Annotated in this window: 12 protein-coding genes and 2 pseudogenes; 4 read left to right on the top strand and 10 right to left on the bottom strand. The window is 60.0% G+C overall.

Translation table 11 applies throughout. The annotated features are described in order from the left end of the window. Positions 1 to 2 precede the first annotated feature (2 nt). The 3 genes from AACY11_RS14570 to AACY11_RS14560 are packed head-to-tail and all read right to left on the bottom strand — an operon-like array spanning position 3 to position 1,748. Complete coding sequence (locus tag AACY11_RS14570; protein ID WP_339432240.1) at positions 3 to 263, bottom strand: phosphopantetheine-binding protein; 261 nt, start codon at positions 261 to 263, stop codon at positions 3 to 5. After that, a complete protein-coding gene (locus tag AACY11_RS14565; RefSeq protein WP_339495051.1) occupies positions 238 to 1,053 on the bottom strand; it encodes a lysophospholipid acyltransferase family protein in 816 nt (271 codons plus the stop codon). Before AACY11_RS14565 ends, AACY11_RS14570 begins: the two co-directional genes overlap by 26 nt. Continuing rightward, the gene (locus AACY11_RS14560; protein ID WP_339465379.1) at positions 1,029 to 1,748 is read right to left on the bottom strand and encodes a beta-ketoacyl synthase chain length factor; all 720 of its coding nucleotides are present in this window, start codon (positions 1,746 to 1,748) and stop codon (positions 1,029 to 1,031) included. Before AACY11_RS14560 ends, AACY11_RS14565 begins: the two co-directional genes overlap by 25 nt. 384 nt (positions 1,749 to 2,132) lie before the next feature. On the opposite strand from AACY11_RS14560, the gene AACY11_RS14555 reads away from it, so the two are divergent. Then, positions 2,133 to 2,903, top strand: coding sequence for a ParA family protein (locus tag AACY11_RS14555; protein ID WP_339432243.1), 771 nt, complete (start codon positions 2,133 to 2,135; stop codon positions 2,901 to 2,903). Between the two features lie 131 nt (positions 2,904 to 3,034). Here AACY11_RS14555 and trxC read toward each other — a convergent pair whose 3' ends face one another. From trxC to AACY11_RS28410, 6 genes and pseudogenes are all read right to left on the bottom strand, one after another. Then, positions 3,035 to 3,469 carry a thioredoxin TrxC gene (gene trxC, locus AACY11_RS14550; protein WP_339465377.1) on the bottom strand — a complete coding sequence of 145 codons (435 nt, stop codon included), beginning with the start codon at positions 3,467 to 3,469 and terminating at the stop codon, positions 3,035 to 3,037. An 80-nt stretch (positions 3,470 to 3,549) separates the two neighbouring features. Beyond that, on the bottom strand, positions 3,550 to 5,013 hold the full coding sequence (gene selO, locus AACY11_RS14545; protein WP_339465376.1) for a protein adenylyltransferase SelO: 1,464 nt from the start codon (positions 5,011 to 5,013) through the stop codon (positions 3,550 to 3,552). Between the two features lie 48 nt (positions 5,014 to 5,061). Next, complete coding sequence (gene mscK, locus AACY11_RS14540; RefSeq protein ID WP_339432246.1) at positions 5,062 to 8,415, bottom strand: mechanosensitive channel MscK; 3,354 nt, start codon at positions 8,413 to 8,415, stop codon at positions 5,062 to 5,064. A 34-nt stretch (positions 8,416 to 8,449) separates the two neighbouring features. Beyond that, complete coding sequence (locus AACY11_RS14535) at positions 8,450 to 10,192, bottom strand: potassium/proton antiporter (protein ID WP_339432247.1); 1,743 nt, start codon at positions 10,190 to 10,192, stop codon at positions 8,450 to 8,452. 257 nt (positions 10,193 to 10,449) lie between these two features. After that, a pseudogene (locus tag AACY11_RS28415) lies at positions 10,450 to 11,049 on the bottom strand (methyl-accepting chemotaxis protein); the annotation flags it as partial. Positions 11,050 to 11,352: 303 nt separating this feature from the next. After that, positions 11,353 to 12,009, bottom strand: a pseudogene (locus tag AACY11_RS28410) (MCP four helix bundle domain-containing protein); the annotation flags it as partial. Between the two features lie 343 nt (positions 12,010 to 12,352). Between AACY11_RS28410 and AACY11_RS14525 the strand changes: the two are divergent. The 3 genes from AACY11_RS14525 (at position 12,353) to AACY11_RS14515 (ending at position 14,919) form a co-directional block, all read left to right on the top strand. Further along, a complete protein-coding gene (locus tag AACY11_RS14525; RefSeq protein ID WP_339432249.1) occupies positions 12,353 to 12,583 on the top strand; it encodes a hypothetical protein in 231 nt (76 codons plus the stop codon). Next, positions 12,580 to 12,882 (top strand): cell division protein ZapA, encoded by a 303-nt coding sequence (locus AACY11_RS14520; protein WP_339432250.1) that lies wholly within the window; start codon positions 12,580 to 12,582, stop codon positions 12,880 to 12,882. The genes AACY11_RS14525 and AACY11_RS14520 overlap by 4 nt, the downstream gene beginning before the upstream one ends. Before the next feature lie 99 nt (positions 12,883 to 12,981). After that, a complete protein-coding gene (locus tag AACY11_RS14515; RefSeq protein WP_339495050.1) occupies positions 12,982 to 14,919 on the top strand; it encodes a methyl-accepting chemotaxis protein in 1,938 nt (645 codons plus the stop codon). 69 nt (positions 14,920 to 14,988) lie between these two features. Here the strand turns inward: AACY11_RS14515 and AACY11_RS14510 are convergent, their stop codons facing one another. After that, positions 14,989 to 15,702 (bottom strand): hypothetical protein, encoded by a 714-nt coding sequence (locus tag AACY11_RS14510; RefSeq protein WP_339432252.1) that lies wholly within the window; start codon positions 15,700 to 15,702, stop codon positions 14,989 to 14,991. Between the last annotated feature and the right edge of the window lie 152 nt (positions 15,703 to 15,854).

Below are 15,854 nucleotides of genomic sequence, written 5' to 3'. Positions count from 1 at the left end.
TCTCAAGCTGCCTGTTTTGCCGTGACGAATGCCGCAAGGCTCGCCACGTTGGAGAAATGGTTACGGGTGTCTTTGGCATCAGCATCGATCTTGATGCCGTATTTTTTCTGGATCGCCAGGCCCAGTTCCAGTGCGTCGACGGAGTCCAGGCCCAGGCCTTCGCCGAACAGTGTCTGATCGTCGTCAATGTCTTCAACGCTGATGTCTTCGAGGCCGAGGGCGTCGATGATCAGCTCTTTAATGTCCCGATGCAGATCGCTCATCTTGGGCGAGCTCCTTAATAAAGTAAGAGTGCAAATAATCGTTGAGCTTGCGTGAGGCCTGCGGTGCAGGCCCTTGCGCTGCGAATGTCTGTGGGTCTATATCGGCGCCGACACGAAAACTGAAGTGCACACGGCGACTGGGGATCCGATACCAGGGTTCGGCTTTGGTCAAAGTGGTCGGGCTGACGGTGATGATCACCGGCGTTAGGATCTTCGCACCCCGCAGGGCAATGGCTGCGGCGCCCCGATGAAAGGCGGGTGCCTGTCCCGGTTGAGTGCGCGTGCCTTCGGGGAAAATGATCAGGGTCTGGCCGTTTTGCAGAGACTCGGCGGCGGCATCGAGCATGTCCATGCTGCCGTCGTTGCTGATGTATTCGGTGCTGCGCAGCGGACCCCGGGTGAAGGGGTTTTCCCACAGGCTTTTCTTCACCACGCAATTGGCTTGACGCACGAGGCCGATGAGAAACACCACATCGATCAGCGACGGGTGGTTGGCGATGATCATTTGCCCCGGTCGGCCCAAACGTTCGGCACCTTGAATGTCGTAGGTCAGCACGCCGGAGCGGGCCATGAACCGTACGAAAAACCAGAACAGCCGACTGACGGTCTGCCTCGCACGCTGGCGGTGGGCCAAGGCATCGCCGGGCAGGCAGGCGAGCAGCGGAAACACCAGTACGCGCAGGCACAGTCCACCGAGACCGAACAGCGCGAAACTGGCGGCGGTGGCGAGCAGGCGCCAGTAATAGGCGTCACGTTTTTTCTCGGTCATGGGTTGCGTTGCCAGGTCCATAGACGATTTTTCCAGGCATGCTGGCAAAGGGGTTGCTGGCCGAGCAGGGTGCGCAACAGACTCAGTGCGTGGGGCCATTGTGCTTTGGACAGTGCTTGCGAGGTGCTGTTCAGGCTCAGCCGCCAGTCGGTACCGGGGGTCAGCAACAGACCGAGTGCGTACGGAAACGGCACATCGTCGATCCACTGCCAATAGGCTTCGGGCGGCTGTTCTTCGGTGATCACCAGCAACACCGCCGGGGCGCCTTCGTTCAGCAGAGCGGCGGCTTCAAGCATGCCGTGTTCGAGGCCGTCGCCCGCAGCGGCGAGGGCCGTCATTTCGCTGGTTTCGCCACGCATGATCGACCACAGGCCGATGATCGCGTTGTGCACCGACAGGCTGAACTGGGTCGGTGACAGCGGTTCGTCTTTGGCAAGATCACTGAGAATTTCGTAGGTGCGCGGGGTTTCGCCGTGGCGGGAGACGAACACCAGTGGCAGGTGTTCCCGTCCGTCGGCCAGCGGCCAGCCAACACTGAAGGCCATTCGGGCGAGGCGACTGAGTCGGCGCCGCTGCATGGCCGGCAAGAACGATACATCGGGCGCGGCATCACTGCTCTGGAGCTCGACCGGTTGTCGGCTCCAGGCCTGCCAGGCGTCCACGCTGTCGAGCCCCGGGGCCCACGCGCGCCATTGGGCGATGTTGAAGTTGATCACGGACGCTCATCCCGCCCCTGCGGGCTTCTGTTGACGCATTTTGAGTCGCCAAAGCCGCGGCGCAGATGAACCGACTGCGCTGGAGGTGGCGTGGCGCTTGGCGCCGGGTGGCGCGCATTATCCCGGTGCAAGGAGTGTGTAGCAAATGTTGGTTACATTTTGTGCAATGAAATGTACCGAGTGGTTCGCGACAAAACTGTCACTTGGCCATTATTCACATTGAATGCAGTCTGTCTGTCGGACATGTTGGTGTTTGATGGCGGTTTTTACTCTGCCTGTCGCCGGATATTGATGTATGACCTTGTAGTCCGTGTCGGTGAAGGTAGCGAAGCACGGTCGCCCGCATCTACACTCGGTCATTCTTTGATACACGGAGGTTTTGTCATGCGGCGCGTGGTGTTCAATCAGAAAGGTGGTGTAGGCAAATCCAGCATTGCCTGCAATCTGGCGGCGGTCAGCGCCAGCGAGGGTTATCGCACGCTGTTGGTGGATCTCGATGCCCAGGCCAACTCCACTCAGTATCTGACGGGGCTCACTGGCAACGACATCCCGATGGGTATTGCCGATTTCTTCAAGCAGACCCTGTCCTCGGGGCCCTTCTCGAAAAAGAATCAGGCGGATATCTACGAAACGCCGTTCGACAACCTGCACATCATCACCGCGACCGCCGAACTCGCGGACTTGCAGCCCAAGCTCGAAGCCAAACACAAGATCAACAAACTGCGTAAGTTGCTCGATGAGCTGTCGGAAGATTACGACCGGATCTACCTCGATACGCCGCCGGCGCTGAATTTTTATGCGGTATCGGCGCTGATTGCCGCAGATCGCGTACTGATTCCCTTCGATTGCGACAGCTTCTCGCGTCAGGCCCTGTACGGCTTGCTCGCGGAAATCCAGGAGTTGAAGGAAGACCACAACGAAGGGCTGGAAGTCGAGGGCATCGTGGTCAATCAGTTCCAGGCCCGGGCGAGTCTGCCGCAGCAGATGCTTGATGAACTGATCGCAGAAGGATTGCCGGTGCTGCCGGTGTATCTGAGCAGTTCGGTGCGCATGCGCGAGTCGCATCAGGCCAGCACACCGCTGATCCACCTCGATCCGCGACACAAGCTGACCCAGCAATTTGTTGAACTGCACAACCTGCTCGAAGACGCCTGAGGTTCTGAGACACACTTAGTCCCTGGTGCGGGCGAGCTTGCTCGCGAAAGGGCCGTCACATTCAATACTTTAGTTGACGGATCCGACGCCTTCGCGAGCAAACCCGCTCCCACATGGGGTGTTGGGGTGTGTCAGATCCCTTGGCTGCGCAGCCAGCTCATCAACTGCGGCAGCGCAAACGCGCCACTCTGACGCGCCACTTCCCGGCCGTTCCTGAACAGAATCAGACTCGGAATCGAGCGAATCCCCAACTGCGCCGACAACTGCTGATTCGCCTCGCTATCAAGCTTGGCCAGCCGGCACTTGCCCGCCAACTGCGCCGCCGCCTGCTCGAACACCGGCGCAAACGACTTGCACGGCCCGCACCAGTCGGCCCATACGTCAACCAATAGCGGCAGATCGCCCTTGATCTGGCTGGCGTAGTCGCCTTGCTTGAGTTCGAACGGTTTGCTCAACAGCACCGCGGATTTGCAGCGGCCGCACTTCGGCTGGTCGGCGAGGCGCTCGGCGGGGATGCGGTTAAGGCCGTTGCAGGAGGGGCAGGGGATCAGGAGTGGGTTGGTCATGTTCGGCTCGGAGAAGGTTTACGATGCGTACGCCTTATCTGGAGACGCACGAATCGCTTATCAAGATGGAGTCCAGCCCTTTAAGAAGAACAACTGATCTCCAAATGCTTGCCCCACTCCGGCGGCCGCTCTGCATAACTCTCCATCCCCGGCTGCTCCTCGAACGGCTTGCTCAGCACCGCATGCAAACGGCGCACCTCTGAGTAATCCCCTTGCTCAGCCGCATCGATGGCTTTCTGCGCCAGATAATTGCGCAGGATGTACAGCGGATTCACCGCGTGCATCCGCGCCCGGCGCTGTTCCTGATCACGCGTGCCTTCGCGGGCAACCCGCGCCACGTAACGCTCGCCCCAGGCATCGAAACCCTTGATATCGACGAAGTCGTCACGCAAGCGGGCGAGGGCCTGTTCCGGTGAGGTTTCACCCAAATGGCGGAAGAACAGCGTGTAATCGACGCCGCTGTTCTGCATCAGTTGCAGCAGGTTTTCCAGCAGCAATTGATCGTCATCTTCAGCGGTGGTGAAACCGAGTCGACGGCGCATCAGGTCCAGGTAATGCGCTTGAAACAGCGGCAGGTACAGGCCCAGGGTTTCGCGCAGGGCTTCGACGCTGATGAACGGCGTCAGCGCCTGAGCCAGTGCGCTGAGGTTCCACTGGCCGACGGGCACTTGATTGCTGAACGAGTAGCGGCCCTGATCGTCGGAGTGGTTGCAGATGAAGTTGGCGTCGAAATCATCAAGGAAGGCGAACGGGCCGAAGTCGAAGGTGATGCCAAGGATCGACATGTTGTCGGTGTTCATCACGCCGTGGCAGAAGCCGTAGGCCTGCCATTGGGCGATCAGTTCGGCGTTGCGCTCGACGATTTCGCGGAACATCGCCAGATACGGTTCCGGTTGTTCCAGGCATTCGGGGAAATGCATCGCCAGTACGTGCTCGCCGAGTTGCTTCTGCTGCTCGGGGCGCTTGGTGTAGTAGAAATATTCGAAGTGGCCAAAGCGGATGTGGCTCGGCGCCAGACGCAGCACCATCGCCGCGCGCTCCTGCTTTTCGCGCCAGACCGGTGTGTCGGAACCGATCACGCAGGCTGCCCGCGACGAAGGAATGTTCAATGCGTACAGCGCTTCGGAAGCGAGGAACTCACGGATCGACGAACGCAGTACCGCACGGCCATCGCCCATGCGCGAAAACGGCGTCTGCCCGGCGCCCTTGAGGTGCAGGTCCCAGTGTTCGCCCGCCGCGTTGCAGACCTCGCCCAACAGCAAACCGCGCCCATCGCCCAGTTGCGGCGTATAGCCGCCGAACTGATGCCCGGAATAGATCATCGCCCGAGGTTCAGCGTCGGCCCACAGTTTGTGGCCGCCAAACAATTGGGCGAATTCCTCGGTTTCAGCCGTTGCCGGGTCGAGGTCCAGCAATGCCATGGCCGCGGCACTGGCGACGACCAGACGCGGATTGTCGATCGGCTCAGGCAGCACGTGGGCTGAGAACGCATCGCCCAGGCGGGCGAAGCGATTGTCGAAGGTCAGTTCGTCGAGGGCTTTCAAGGGCCGGCTCCAGCAGAATGTCCGAGCATTCTGCTGGGATTAGACCGGTTAGTCGAGTTTGGCCGGCGGCGGCTCTTGCAGTGGTTTTTCCCCGCCGACACCCGGCAAGGCGGTTTTGGTTTCCGGCTCGGCCGGCACCAGCTTGTATTCCTGGCCCTGGAGATTCTTCAGGTAAATCTCCATCTGGCGGAACGAGATGTTGATGTGATGCGTCTTGAACTCGCGGTTGATGAAGCGGTTGACCTCATCGATCACCGGGTTGCGGTCACCGAGATCGCGCACATGCATGCGCAGTTCATGGTCGAGGGTGCTTTCACCGAAGTTGAGGAAGTACACGTGCGGCTCGGGTTCTTTGAGCACTCGCGGGTTTTCCCGGGCGGCCTTGAGGAGCAGTTCCTTGACCAGGTCCAGGTCCGAACCGTAATCCACCCCCAGCTTGAGTGTGACCCGGGTAATGGTGTCGGTCAGCGACCAGTTGATCAGTTGCCCGGTGATGAACGTCTTGTTCGGGACAATGATGTCCTTGCGGTCGAAGTCGGTGATGGTCGTGGCGCGGATGCGGATTTTGCTCACCGTGCCCGACAGGTTGCCGATGGTGATGGTGTCGCCGATCCGGACCGGTCGTTCGAACAGGATCATGATGCCGGAGATGAAGTTGGCGAAGATCTCCTGCATGCCGAAACCGAGGCCGACCGACAGCGCCGCCACCAGCCACTGCAACTTGTCCCAGCTCACGCCGAGGGTCGACAGGGTCGAGACGAAGCCGACACCCGCGATCACATACGACAGCAGCGTCGTCGTCGCGTAGGCGCTGCCCTGGGCCAGATTGAGTTTCGACAGCACGAACACTTCAAGCAGGCCCGGCAGGTTGCGCGCCAGCGCGAAAGTGATGCCGATGATGATCAGTGCGCCGAGCATGTCGCCGATGCTGATCGGCACCATGCTCATGTTCGAGCCGGTGCCGCTGGTGTATTCGTAGAGGGTGATGTTGTCCAGGTACGAGAACACCGAGATCAGGTCCGACCAGACCCAGTACAGCGCGGCGATGAAACCGCCCAGCAGCGCCAGACGGATCAGGCGCAGCGACTGTTCGTTGACCTTTTCGATGTCCAGGGTCGGCTCTTCGATCACCGCTTCGCCTTCGCCGGCTTCTTTTGCGGCCTGGCGTTTGGCCAAGGCGCGCTGGTAAGCCAGACGCCTTGCTGCAACCGCCAGGCCACGGACGAAGGTGGCTTCGATCACCAGCCAGAACATCAGCAGATAGAGGGTGTTGATCAGGCGATCACTGAGTTTCAGGGCGGTGTAGTAGTAGCCGAAGCACACGGCGGTGAACAGGGCGATCGGCAGCAGGGTGAACATCACGCCGAGGGCTTTGCGAAACAGCGAGGTGTTTTCGTGGGCCGGGCTGCTGATCAGCAGACGACTGAGCAGCCATGCCATCAGGGCGTAGCAAATCAACACCACCGGCATGCCGAGTACGTCGTCGGCCAATGCTGCCGGTTGCAATTCGGCCACGGCGACCACCGCGACCAGCGCCAGGACCACCAGCCCCAGTCGCCGTACCCAGCCTTGAAGGAATTCGACCTGCGGTTTTTCCCAGCGAAAGTGCAGCTCCGCCACGCCGCCCGGCGCAAGAATCCGGTAAGCGGTGTAGAACACCAGCCACGCCTGCCCCATTTGTATCAACGCCGCGCCCATGTTGGTGTTCTGTCCGCGTGCATCGATCTGCAAGGCCAGACCGCACAGTGCCAGACCGAGCGCCACCGGCATCGCCAGCAGAATATTGATCAGAATCGCCTGCGGGGTATGCCATTGGCTGTCGCGTTTGAAGTGACCGATGTCCTGGTGAACCTTGTTCAGGCGCGCATACAGGTTTTTGCGGCGCAACAGCAGCGCGCCGATCAGCAGCGCCAGCGGCAGGAACAGCAACGGTCGCTGGGTCAGGCCGTCGGCCAGTTCGCTCAGGCTGGAAGCCCACGGCAGGGTGTCGACCTGACGCTTGAGGCGCTCCGGCACGCCGCGCATCCATTCCAGATCCAGCGGTTTGTTGCTCGGGATCCAGAACATCTGCTCGTCGAGCGTCGCGCGCAGGCTTTGCGCGGTGCTCAGCAGTTGCTTCTGATTGAGTTGCAGGGTGATCGATTCGTTGAGCACCGCGCTCAGTTCACGGTTCAGGCGCTCCAGCAAGTCGGCGCGGGTGTTGGCCAGATCCAGCAGGCTTTTGCGCAGTTGCGGGGTGACTTGTTCCGGCGGCTGGGTGGACAGCAGGTTATCGACGTAGGTCGACGGATTGCTCAGCAGCTCACGCTGTTGGCTGACTTCGAACTGATACAGGCGAATGTCGGCAATCTGGTCCGCCAGATCGCGGTCGACCTTCAAACGCGGCAGCGCCTGTTTCTGCTTGTAGAGAATCTTCGACAGCAACAGGCTGCCCTTGAGCACGTTGATCTGCTCGTCCAGAGCCGAATCGCTTTGGGTAAGGGTGTCGAGTTGCTGTTTGGTTTGCAGGTTCTGCTGGGTGACTTCGTTGAGGCGGTCGGTGCTTTTGAGCAAGTAGTCCGAGAGCTTCAGGTTGGCCGTGCTTTCGCTGGCGAGCAGGCTGCTGCCACCGGCCTTCTGCGCTTCGATCGACTGCTGGGTGACGGTTTCCTGAGACTGCGCCAGACGTTTCTGGTTGATCAGGGTTTGCAGTTCCTGAATCTCGTGGTCCAGGCGGTCGGATTTCTCCGAGAGCAGGTCGTGCCGGGAATTGCCCAGATCCTGCAACTGGCTGTTGCCGGCCAGTTCCTGACGGCGCAGCGGGATCAGCGCGTTCAGCGCCGCCAACTCAGCGTTCAATTGGTCGCGTTGCTCGCCGCTGATGGTTTTACCGCTGTCCTTGCCGGACTTGAGGATGTTGTTGATCTGCTGAATGCGCGTCTGGCTGGCGGAGATTTCCGCCTGGGCGCGCTCGGGACGAGTCTGCGCAGTGATGATCAGGCTGTTGGCGTCGGCCAGGGCTTTTTGCAGATCGCTCTGCTGGGTGGAGCGATCGGTGAGGATCTGTTCCAGTTGCTGAATCGACTCCTTGGGGAAACGCTGCGCCACCGGCACCACGCTACTGGCCTTGAGGCGCGTCAGTTCACGGGCGTTTTCGATGGTCTGTTTTGGCGCGGTCGCTAGTTGTTGCTTGAGGTCGATCAGTTTCTGTTCGTAATCACTTTTGTTGTTGAGTTGGTTGAGCGTGTTCTGCAGAACGGTTTGCAGGGTCTTTTTATCGGCATCCGGCAGTTTGCTGTCGGCGAGTTTATCCAGGCTGGCCTGCACGGCGTCGCTGGACGGCGGTTCGGCGGCGTAAAGCGGGCCGACAGTAAGACTCAGGCCCAGCAGGGCCGCGATAAACAAGGAGCGCAGGGTAGGCATAGAGACCGGTCAAGCAAGTGATAGTGGGCGCAGTTTAGAGGAAGAGTCCGGGACCCGGGCGACTTCCTTCGGGGAATCTGACGCCCACTTTGCCAATCTTGTTCCCGTCCATGACCGCGACGGTCCAGTGGGTGTTGTTCCACTCCACCTGGTCGCCCACGATGGGCGCGCCGCCGACCTTGTGGGCAATGAAGGCACCCAGGGTCATGTCGGGATCGATGCCCTCGGCCGGCAAGCCGTAGAGGGCTGCAACCGCTTTAAGCTGGGCGTCTCCTTCGAGCACGAAGTCGCCGAAGAAACGCAGGTCGAGGCCGCGTTGCGGTGCCTGACTGAAGAGTTTTCCGAGGGCCGGCAAGTTGTGTTCATGGCCGATAACACAGAGCAAATCATCGACCTCCAGCACCGTACTACCCGACGGATGGAGCAGTTGCTGACCACGGAAAAGGGCGGCAATACGCGTGCCTTCGGGCATTTTCAGTTCACGCAGGGGCGAACCGATGCACCATTTCTCCGCACCGAGCTTATAAACGAACAGCTCCCACTCACTGGTGATATGCACTTCCAGCGCGGACCGAGAGATCGGCGCGGGCTCGGGCGGCACCGTGACCTTGAGCCATTTGGCGACCCACGGCAGGCTCGTGCCCTGCACCAGCAGCGACACCAGCACGATGAAAAACGCGAGGTTGAAGTACAACTGCGCATGGGGCAGCCCGGCCATCAGCGGGAACACCGCCAGAATGATCGGCACCGCACCGCGCAGACCAACCCAGGAAATGAACGCTTTTTCGCGGCCATGGAACGCCTTGAACGGCAGCAGACCCACGATCACTGACAGCGGCCGCGCGAACAGAATCATCCACAGCGCCAGGCCCAGCGCGGGCAGGGCAATCGGCAGCAAATCGTGCGGCGTCACCAGCAAACCCAGTACCAGGAACATACCGATCTGTGCCAGCCACGCCATGCCGTCGAGCATGTGCAGGATGCCGTGGCGACTGCGCACCGGACGGTTACCGAGCACCAGGCCGCACAGGTAAACCGCGAGGAAGCCACTGCCGTGCAGCGCGTTGGTCAGGGCGAACACCGCCAGACCACCGGCGATCACCAGAATCGGATACAAGCCGGCGGCGAGGTTGATCCGGTTGACCAGTTGCAGCATCAGCCAGCCACCGCCCAGACCGATCACGCCACCGATGCCGAATTCGCGGATCAGGTGGGTCAGCAGGCTCCAGTGCAAGCCCGTCTGGCCGCTGGCGAGCATGTCGATCAGGGTCACGGTGAGAAACACCGCCATCGGGTCGTTGCTACCGGATTCGATTTCCAGGCTGGCCGACACCCGTTCGTTCAGGCCTTTGCCGCCGAGCAGCGAGAACACGGCGGCGGCGTCGGTTGAGCCGACGATGGCGCCGATCAGCAAGCCCTGGATCAGGTTCAGATCGAACAGCCATGCAGCCGCCATGCCGGTCAGCCCGGTGGTGATCAGCACCCCGACCGTGGCCAGTGACAGCGCCGGCCATAACGCCACGCGGAAACTTGAAACCCGCGTGCGCAAGCCACCGTCGAGCAGGATCACCGCCAGTGCGAGGTTGCCGACCAGATAGGCCGTCGGGTAGTTATCGAAAATGATCCCGGCGCCATCCACCCCGGCGGTCATGCCGACCGCGAGAATAATGACCAGAATCGGGATGCCGAGACGGGATGAAAGTGAGCTGACGAGAATGCTCGCACCTACCAGCAACGCGCCGATCAAGAACAGGCTGTTGATGGTCGTCGCATTCAAAGGCAGTACTCCAGAAGCGTGAAAACGGGCACAAACTGACCATGCAGTCTGCGTGCCAGCGATTCTAACCTGTTGAAATGTGATGCTGTCAAAAAGGTTTTTACACCGAGGATGCCAGATCGTTCCCACGCTCCGCGTGGGGATGCCTCAATGGCCGCTCTGCGTGCGCGTTGGGGCGCGGAGCGTCCCGGGCTGCGTTCCCGCGCAGAGCGTGGGAACGATCAGTGCAGTGACGGCCATTGGCGCCGATCTTGCCGTTAGAGGCTGAAGCGCCCAACCATGTTGTTCAGATCCAGCGCCAATCGCGACAGCTCGTTGCTCGCCGCACTGGTCTGATTCGCCCCGGTGGCCGATTGCACCGACAGATCGCGGATGTTCACCAGGTTGCGATCCACTTCCCGTGCCACTTGCGCCTGTTCTTCGGCGGCGCTGGCGATCACCAGGTTGCGCTCGTTGATCTCGACGATGGCGGTGTTGATGGTGTCCAGCGACATTCCGGCACCACGGGCAATGTTCAGGGTCGATTCGGCGCGTTCAGTGCTGTTACGCATCGAGTCCACGGCGTGTTCGGTACCGCTTTGAATGCTGGCGATCATGCGTTCGATTTCGCTGGTCGACTGCTGAGTGCGATGGGCCAGGGCGCGAACTTCATCAGCCACTACCGCAAAACCACGCCCCGCCTCACCGGCACGCGCCGCTTCAATCGCCGCGTTCAGGGCCAGCAGGTTGGTCTGGTCAGCCAGACCACGGATCACGTCCAGCACTTTGCCGATGTCGCGGGATTCGTTGGCCAGGTCGCCGATCAACGTCGCGGTGCTCTGCACGTCGGCGCTCATGCGTTCGATGGCGCTGACGGTTTCCTGCACCAGGTCACGACCGTCGCCGGCCGAGGTAGTGGCGTTCTTCGAGGCTTCCGAGGTGCTGACCGCGTTGCGGGCAACTTCTTCAACCGCGCTGGTCATCTCGTTGACCGCGGTGGCGGCTTGTTCGATTTCATTGTTCTGCTGAGTCAGGCCACGGGCGCTTTCGTCGGTGACACTGTTGAGCTCTTCAGCGGCGGAGGCCAACTGCGTGGCCGAACCGGAAATCCGCTGCAGGGTGTCGCGCAGCTTGGACTGCATCTTGGCCATGGCCGCCAGCAGGCGCCCGGCTTCGTCGGAGCCGTCAACGTGGATCGGCTGGGTCAGGTTGCCTTCGGCGATGGTTTGCGCCGCTTCCAGAACCTTGGCAATGGGCTTGGTGATGCTGGTGGTCAGCAACCAGGCGAACAGCAAGGTCAGACCGGTAGCGATTACCAGCAGGGCGACCACCAGGTCGAACGCTGTAGCGTACTGCTCGGCCGCTTGCTCGTTGGTGTCGCGCACCTGTTTGTCGTTGATCTGCATCAACGTGTTAAGGGCGGTGTTCATCGCTTCGGAGTTGTTCAGCAACTCGGTGTTGAGCAAGTTGCGCAACTCATCCACCTGATTGTTGCGCGACAGGTTTTTCATCCGCTCTTCGATCTGGCGGTATTGCCCCTGCAACTGCACGTATTGATCATAGGTCGCACGCTCCTGAGCGCTGCCGATCAACGGCTCGTAAGCTGCCTGGGCCTTGCGGATCTGCGCGTTGCGCGTGTCCAGCAACTCCATGGTTTTCTGCTGAACGTCCGGTTCGCGATTCACCAGCAAACGGTACGAGAGCACGCGCAGACGCAGCGTCAGTTGCGTGAACTCATCGAGGTTCTTGATGCTTGGCACGCTGTTGGAGGTGATGTCCTCGGCGGCGCCGCGGATTTTGCTCATCTGGTTCAGGGCGAACACGCCCAGGATCAGCATCAGGCCGCCGATCAAGGCAAAACCGGTGAAGGCCCGAGGGGCGATATTCATATTGCGAAGGGACATGTGCGGATACCGAAAAGGGCCGCATCCATGCGGGCTGAAACTGCTGTATGGATGACTTATCGGTCATGCGACTAAAGTCTTGAACCGGTGTGCGTATTTGTCGCACAGCCCCTCTGGCGACGAAGTGCAGGAACCAGATCGGCAGATCACAGTCTTTTAAACTCGCAGGAACGGTCGCCCACCAGGAAAATCAAGGCTTTGCGCCGGTTTAACCCTGGCATCTGTGGTGACTTTTCTTTATCGTACGCGCCCTTTGAAAAACGCTTGGAAGATCAAAATGTTGGAAGCATCCCTCAGCCAATTGGAACAGCTCGTCAGCGAACTGGTGCAACAGAACCAGACCCTTGCGCAAACCAACCAGACCCTGGCTACGGAACTGGCCCAGGCCAAGGATGAAAACGAGAGCCTGCAACTGAACCTGATGGAGCAGGAAGAGAAGCACGGCGCCACCGCCGCGCGCATCCAGGCACTGGTTGATCGCGTCAACGCAGGTCCCGTCAGCGCATGAACCACCAGACAGCAGGGGTAAAAGTCATCTCCATTCTTGGGGAGGACTATTCGATCAAGGCACCGGCCGGGGAAGAACAGACCCTGCTGGACGCGGCCATGATGCTCAAGGCTGCGCTGGAAGACACCAAACGCAAATACCCGACCCTGATCGGTGATCGTTTGCTGGTGCTGGCGGCAATGAATCTGTGCTCGCAGCAGATTGAAATGAAGAAGCAGCACCAGGAAGAACTCGACCGTTACCAAGAGCAAGTCAGCGCCACGGTCGACACCATCGCCAAGACCATCAATCAGGGCTGATGGCGTTGCGCACAACCAAAGAATAGATTGTCGGTTTAGTTGTATACAATCGGCACGGCTGTTGCATTGTTTCGGCCACTTATTCTTTGGGGGTGCTCCATGCAGTTGTGGCGACGCAGTATTCAATGGCAGCTGATTCTCAGCATGGGCACCGCCCTGCTGGTCAGTATCCTGATCGTGGTTGGCATTTATACCCTGGTTGTCAACCGCCTCGCCCAGAGCTATCTGGTCGAACAAGCGTTGCCGTCGAGCATCGAAGCGACGCGCAACGACATCGAACGTATCCTCGTTCAGCCCCTCACCGCCGCTAAAGACATCGCCAGCAATTCCATGGTCCGCGACTGGCTGGCCAATGGCGAAGACAGCAGCAAAACAGCGGCCTTCGCGCAGTATCTGGAGGGCATCCGCGCCGAACACAAGGCATTTACCGCTTTGATCATCGGCACCGACTCCAATCATTACATCACCGAAAAAGGCCTGGATCGCACCCTCAGTCGCGCCAAACCGGCCGATGCCTGGTTCTATTCCTTCCTCGACAGCACTCAGCCGCGCACCCTGAATATCGACAACGATGGCGCCACCGGAGAGCTGGCACTGTTCATCGATTTGAAGGTCGAGCAGGCCGGCAAAGTGGTCGGCGTCGCCGGACTTGGACTGAGCATGAAAGAGCTGTCGCAGCTGATCCACAACTTCAGCTTTGGTGAGCGCGGCAAGGTCTATCTCGTGCGTTCCGACGGTTTGATCCAGGTCCATCCCGAGGCGCAGTTCAGTGGCAAACGCACCCTCACGGAGCAGATCGGTGCGGCGGCGGCGCAGTCAGTTCTCGGTCAAAAAAATGCGGTCAGCAGCAGCTTCCAGCGCGATGGCGAGGACTTCCTGGCGTTCAGCCTGCCTTTGCGCGATCTGGGCTGGACGTTGGTGGCCGAAGTGCCGCAGTCGCAGATCTACGCTGAAGCCCGGCGGGCGATGTGGCTCAGTGGCGGCATCGGGCTGGCGGTAGCGCTGGTGTGCCTGGCGCTGGTGGTGTGGTTGGCCCAGGGCTTGGTGCGACCGATTCGTCAGGTAACAGCCGCGCTGGTAGCCATCGGTAGCGGTGGTGGAGATTTGACCCACCGGTTAGATTCCAGTCGCGCCGATGAGCTGGGCGATCTTGCTCGCGGTTTCAACCGCTTCCTCGACAGTCAGCGAGGGATGATTGGCGAAGTGCTGGCCACCAGTGAGCGTTTGCGCACCGCCGTCGGCCAAGTAGCCAAGGTTGTGGATAACACCGCCGAGCGCTCTGGTCGTCAGCAGGAGATGACCGACATGGTCGCCACCGCCGTCCATGAAATGGGCCTGACCGTACAGGAAATCGCGCAAAACGCTGGCAACGCAGCGCTCGCCTCGCAAACGGCGCGCGATGAAGCCATGCAAGCGCGAGAAGTGGTCGGCGGCTCCATCCGGCATATAGAAAGCATGTCTGACGAGATCGGCGTGGCAGCGGGCGCTGTGGGAGAACTGGCGCATCAAGTGGCGTCGATCGACTCGGTGCTGGCGGTGATTCGCGGGGTCTCCGAACAGACCAACCTGCTGGCCCTCAACGCCGCCATTGAAGCGGCGCGTGCAGGGGACATGGGCCGTGGCTTTGCGGTGGTGGCGGACGAAGTGCGTACCTTGGCGCGCCGCACGCAGGCATCCACCGACGAGATTCAGCAGATGATCGGCAACCTCAAGCAGGGCGCAGAAAACGCCGTGTCATCGATGCGCACCGGGCAGTCCGCGACCGGCACCGGGGTTGAGTCGAGCCAGCGTACCGGGGCCTCGCTGACCGCGATTACCGGTCAGGTCGAGCGCATCAGCGACATGAACCATCAGGTGGCGACAGCGACGGAAGAGCAATCGACGGTGACCGAAGAGATCAACCGAAACGTACAGGGCATTTCCGATCTGGCCCGGGCCACGGCGGGGGAGGTTCGGGCGTGTCGTGAGGATTGTCAGATGCTGCAGAAGCTGGCGGATGATCTGGCGCGGCAGATGGGTGGGTTCAAGTTGAGCTGAGTTCAGCCTTTTTTCAAAAGGACCGGCGCGCCTGGTATGGCGCGTCGGCGTGACCTTGGATCAGTTGTTTCACGCCAGAAGAATTTCCCGTCCGTAAAAGTCGATGCCACCAATAGTCTCCATGTAGAAAACGCGTTTCTCTTTGACTGTCCGCATGGCTTGATTGACGACATAGCTATCACCCACCGCCAGGGTCCTGAACATGTCGTCCTTGCTGAAGTCCGTCACGCTGACATAGCTGTTGTTCGGAGCGATGACGGTAACTTGATACCGCTCGCCTCTGAGGGTGTAACGTTTTCCGGTGATTCGCACTGCCTGGGGATCTTTCACAACATCATTGATTCTGGCGGAAAGCAGAAACTGGTCTTCAGTGAGATTCACATAAGGATCGATTTCGGTGACGGCCGTTTCATCGTTCAGCCCCGCACCGCCATAGACCACCGACCGCCATTGGTTGGCACTGAGCCGGGTGTAGTCTTTGTAAGAAACCCGGTTGGTGGTTTCGTACCGGTCTTCAGCACAAATGATCTCAAACATTCCTGCCGCCGTTGTTTCAACGCTCGGCGCGCCATTGTCGGGCGAGGTCGTGAGACTGATCTGCGACTTTTCATCCGAGAGGCGGTGATGGTTTTTGCTGATGACAATGGACTCGCTAGAATCCTTGTTCGTCCACACCGTACCGCTGCGCGCAGGCGCTTGGGAGATAGCGGCAAGGACGCAATAGTCCAGTGTCACAAGACCTGAGAGTTTGACGGTTTGGTCTACGAGAACATGTTCGCTCATGGTGTTTACTCGGATGAGGTAAGGGAAGCGGACGTTGATGTCCGTACCTGCCGGGCAACTGCAAACTACATGTCGGGCGAAAACAGCCTATCTCCAGTTCCCGGTCTTCACACCTGTAAAACCTGACAGGTGTGAAGACCGTTGAAGTGTGT

It is taken from the genome of Pseudomonas sp. RA_105y_Pfl2_P56, from assembly GCF_963970845.1.
GTDB lineage: Bacteria > Pseudomonadota > Gammaproteobacteria > Pseudomonadales > Pseudomonadaceae > Aquipseudomonas > Aquipseudomonas baetica_A.
This window is presented reverse-complemented; position numbering and strand designations above follow the sequence as displayed.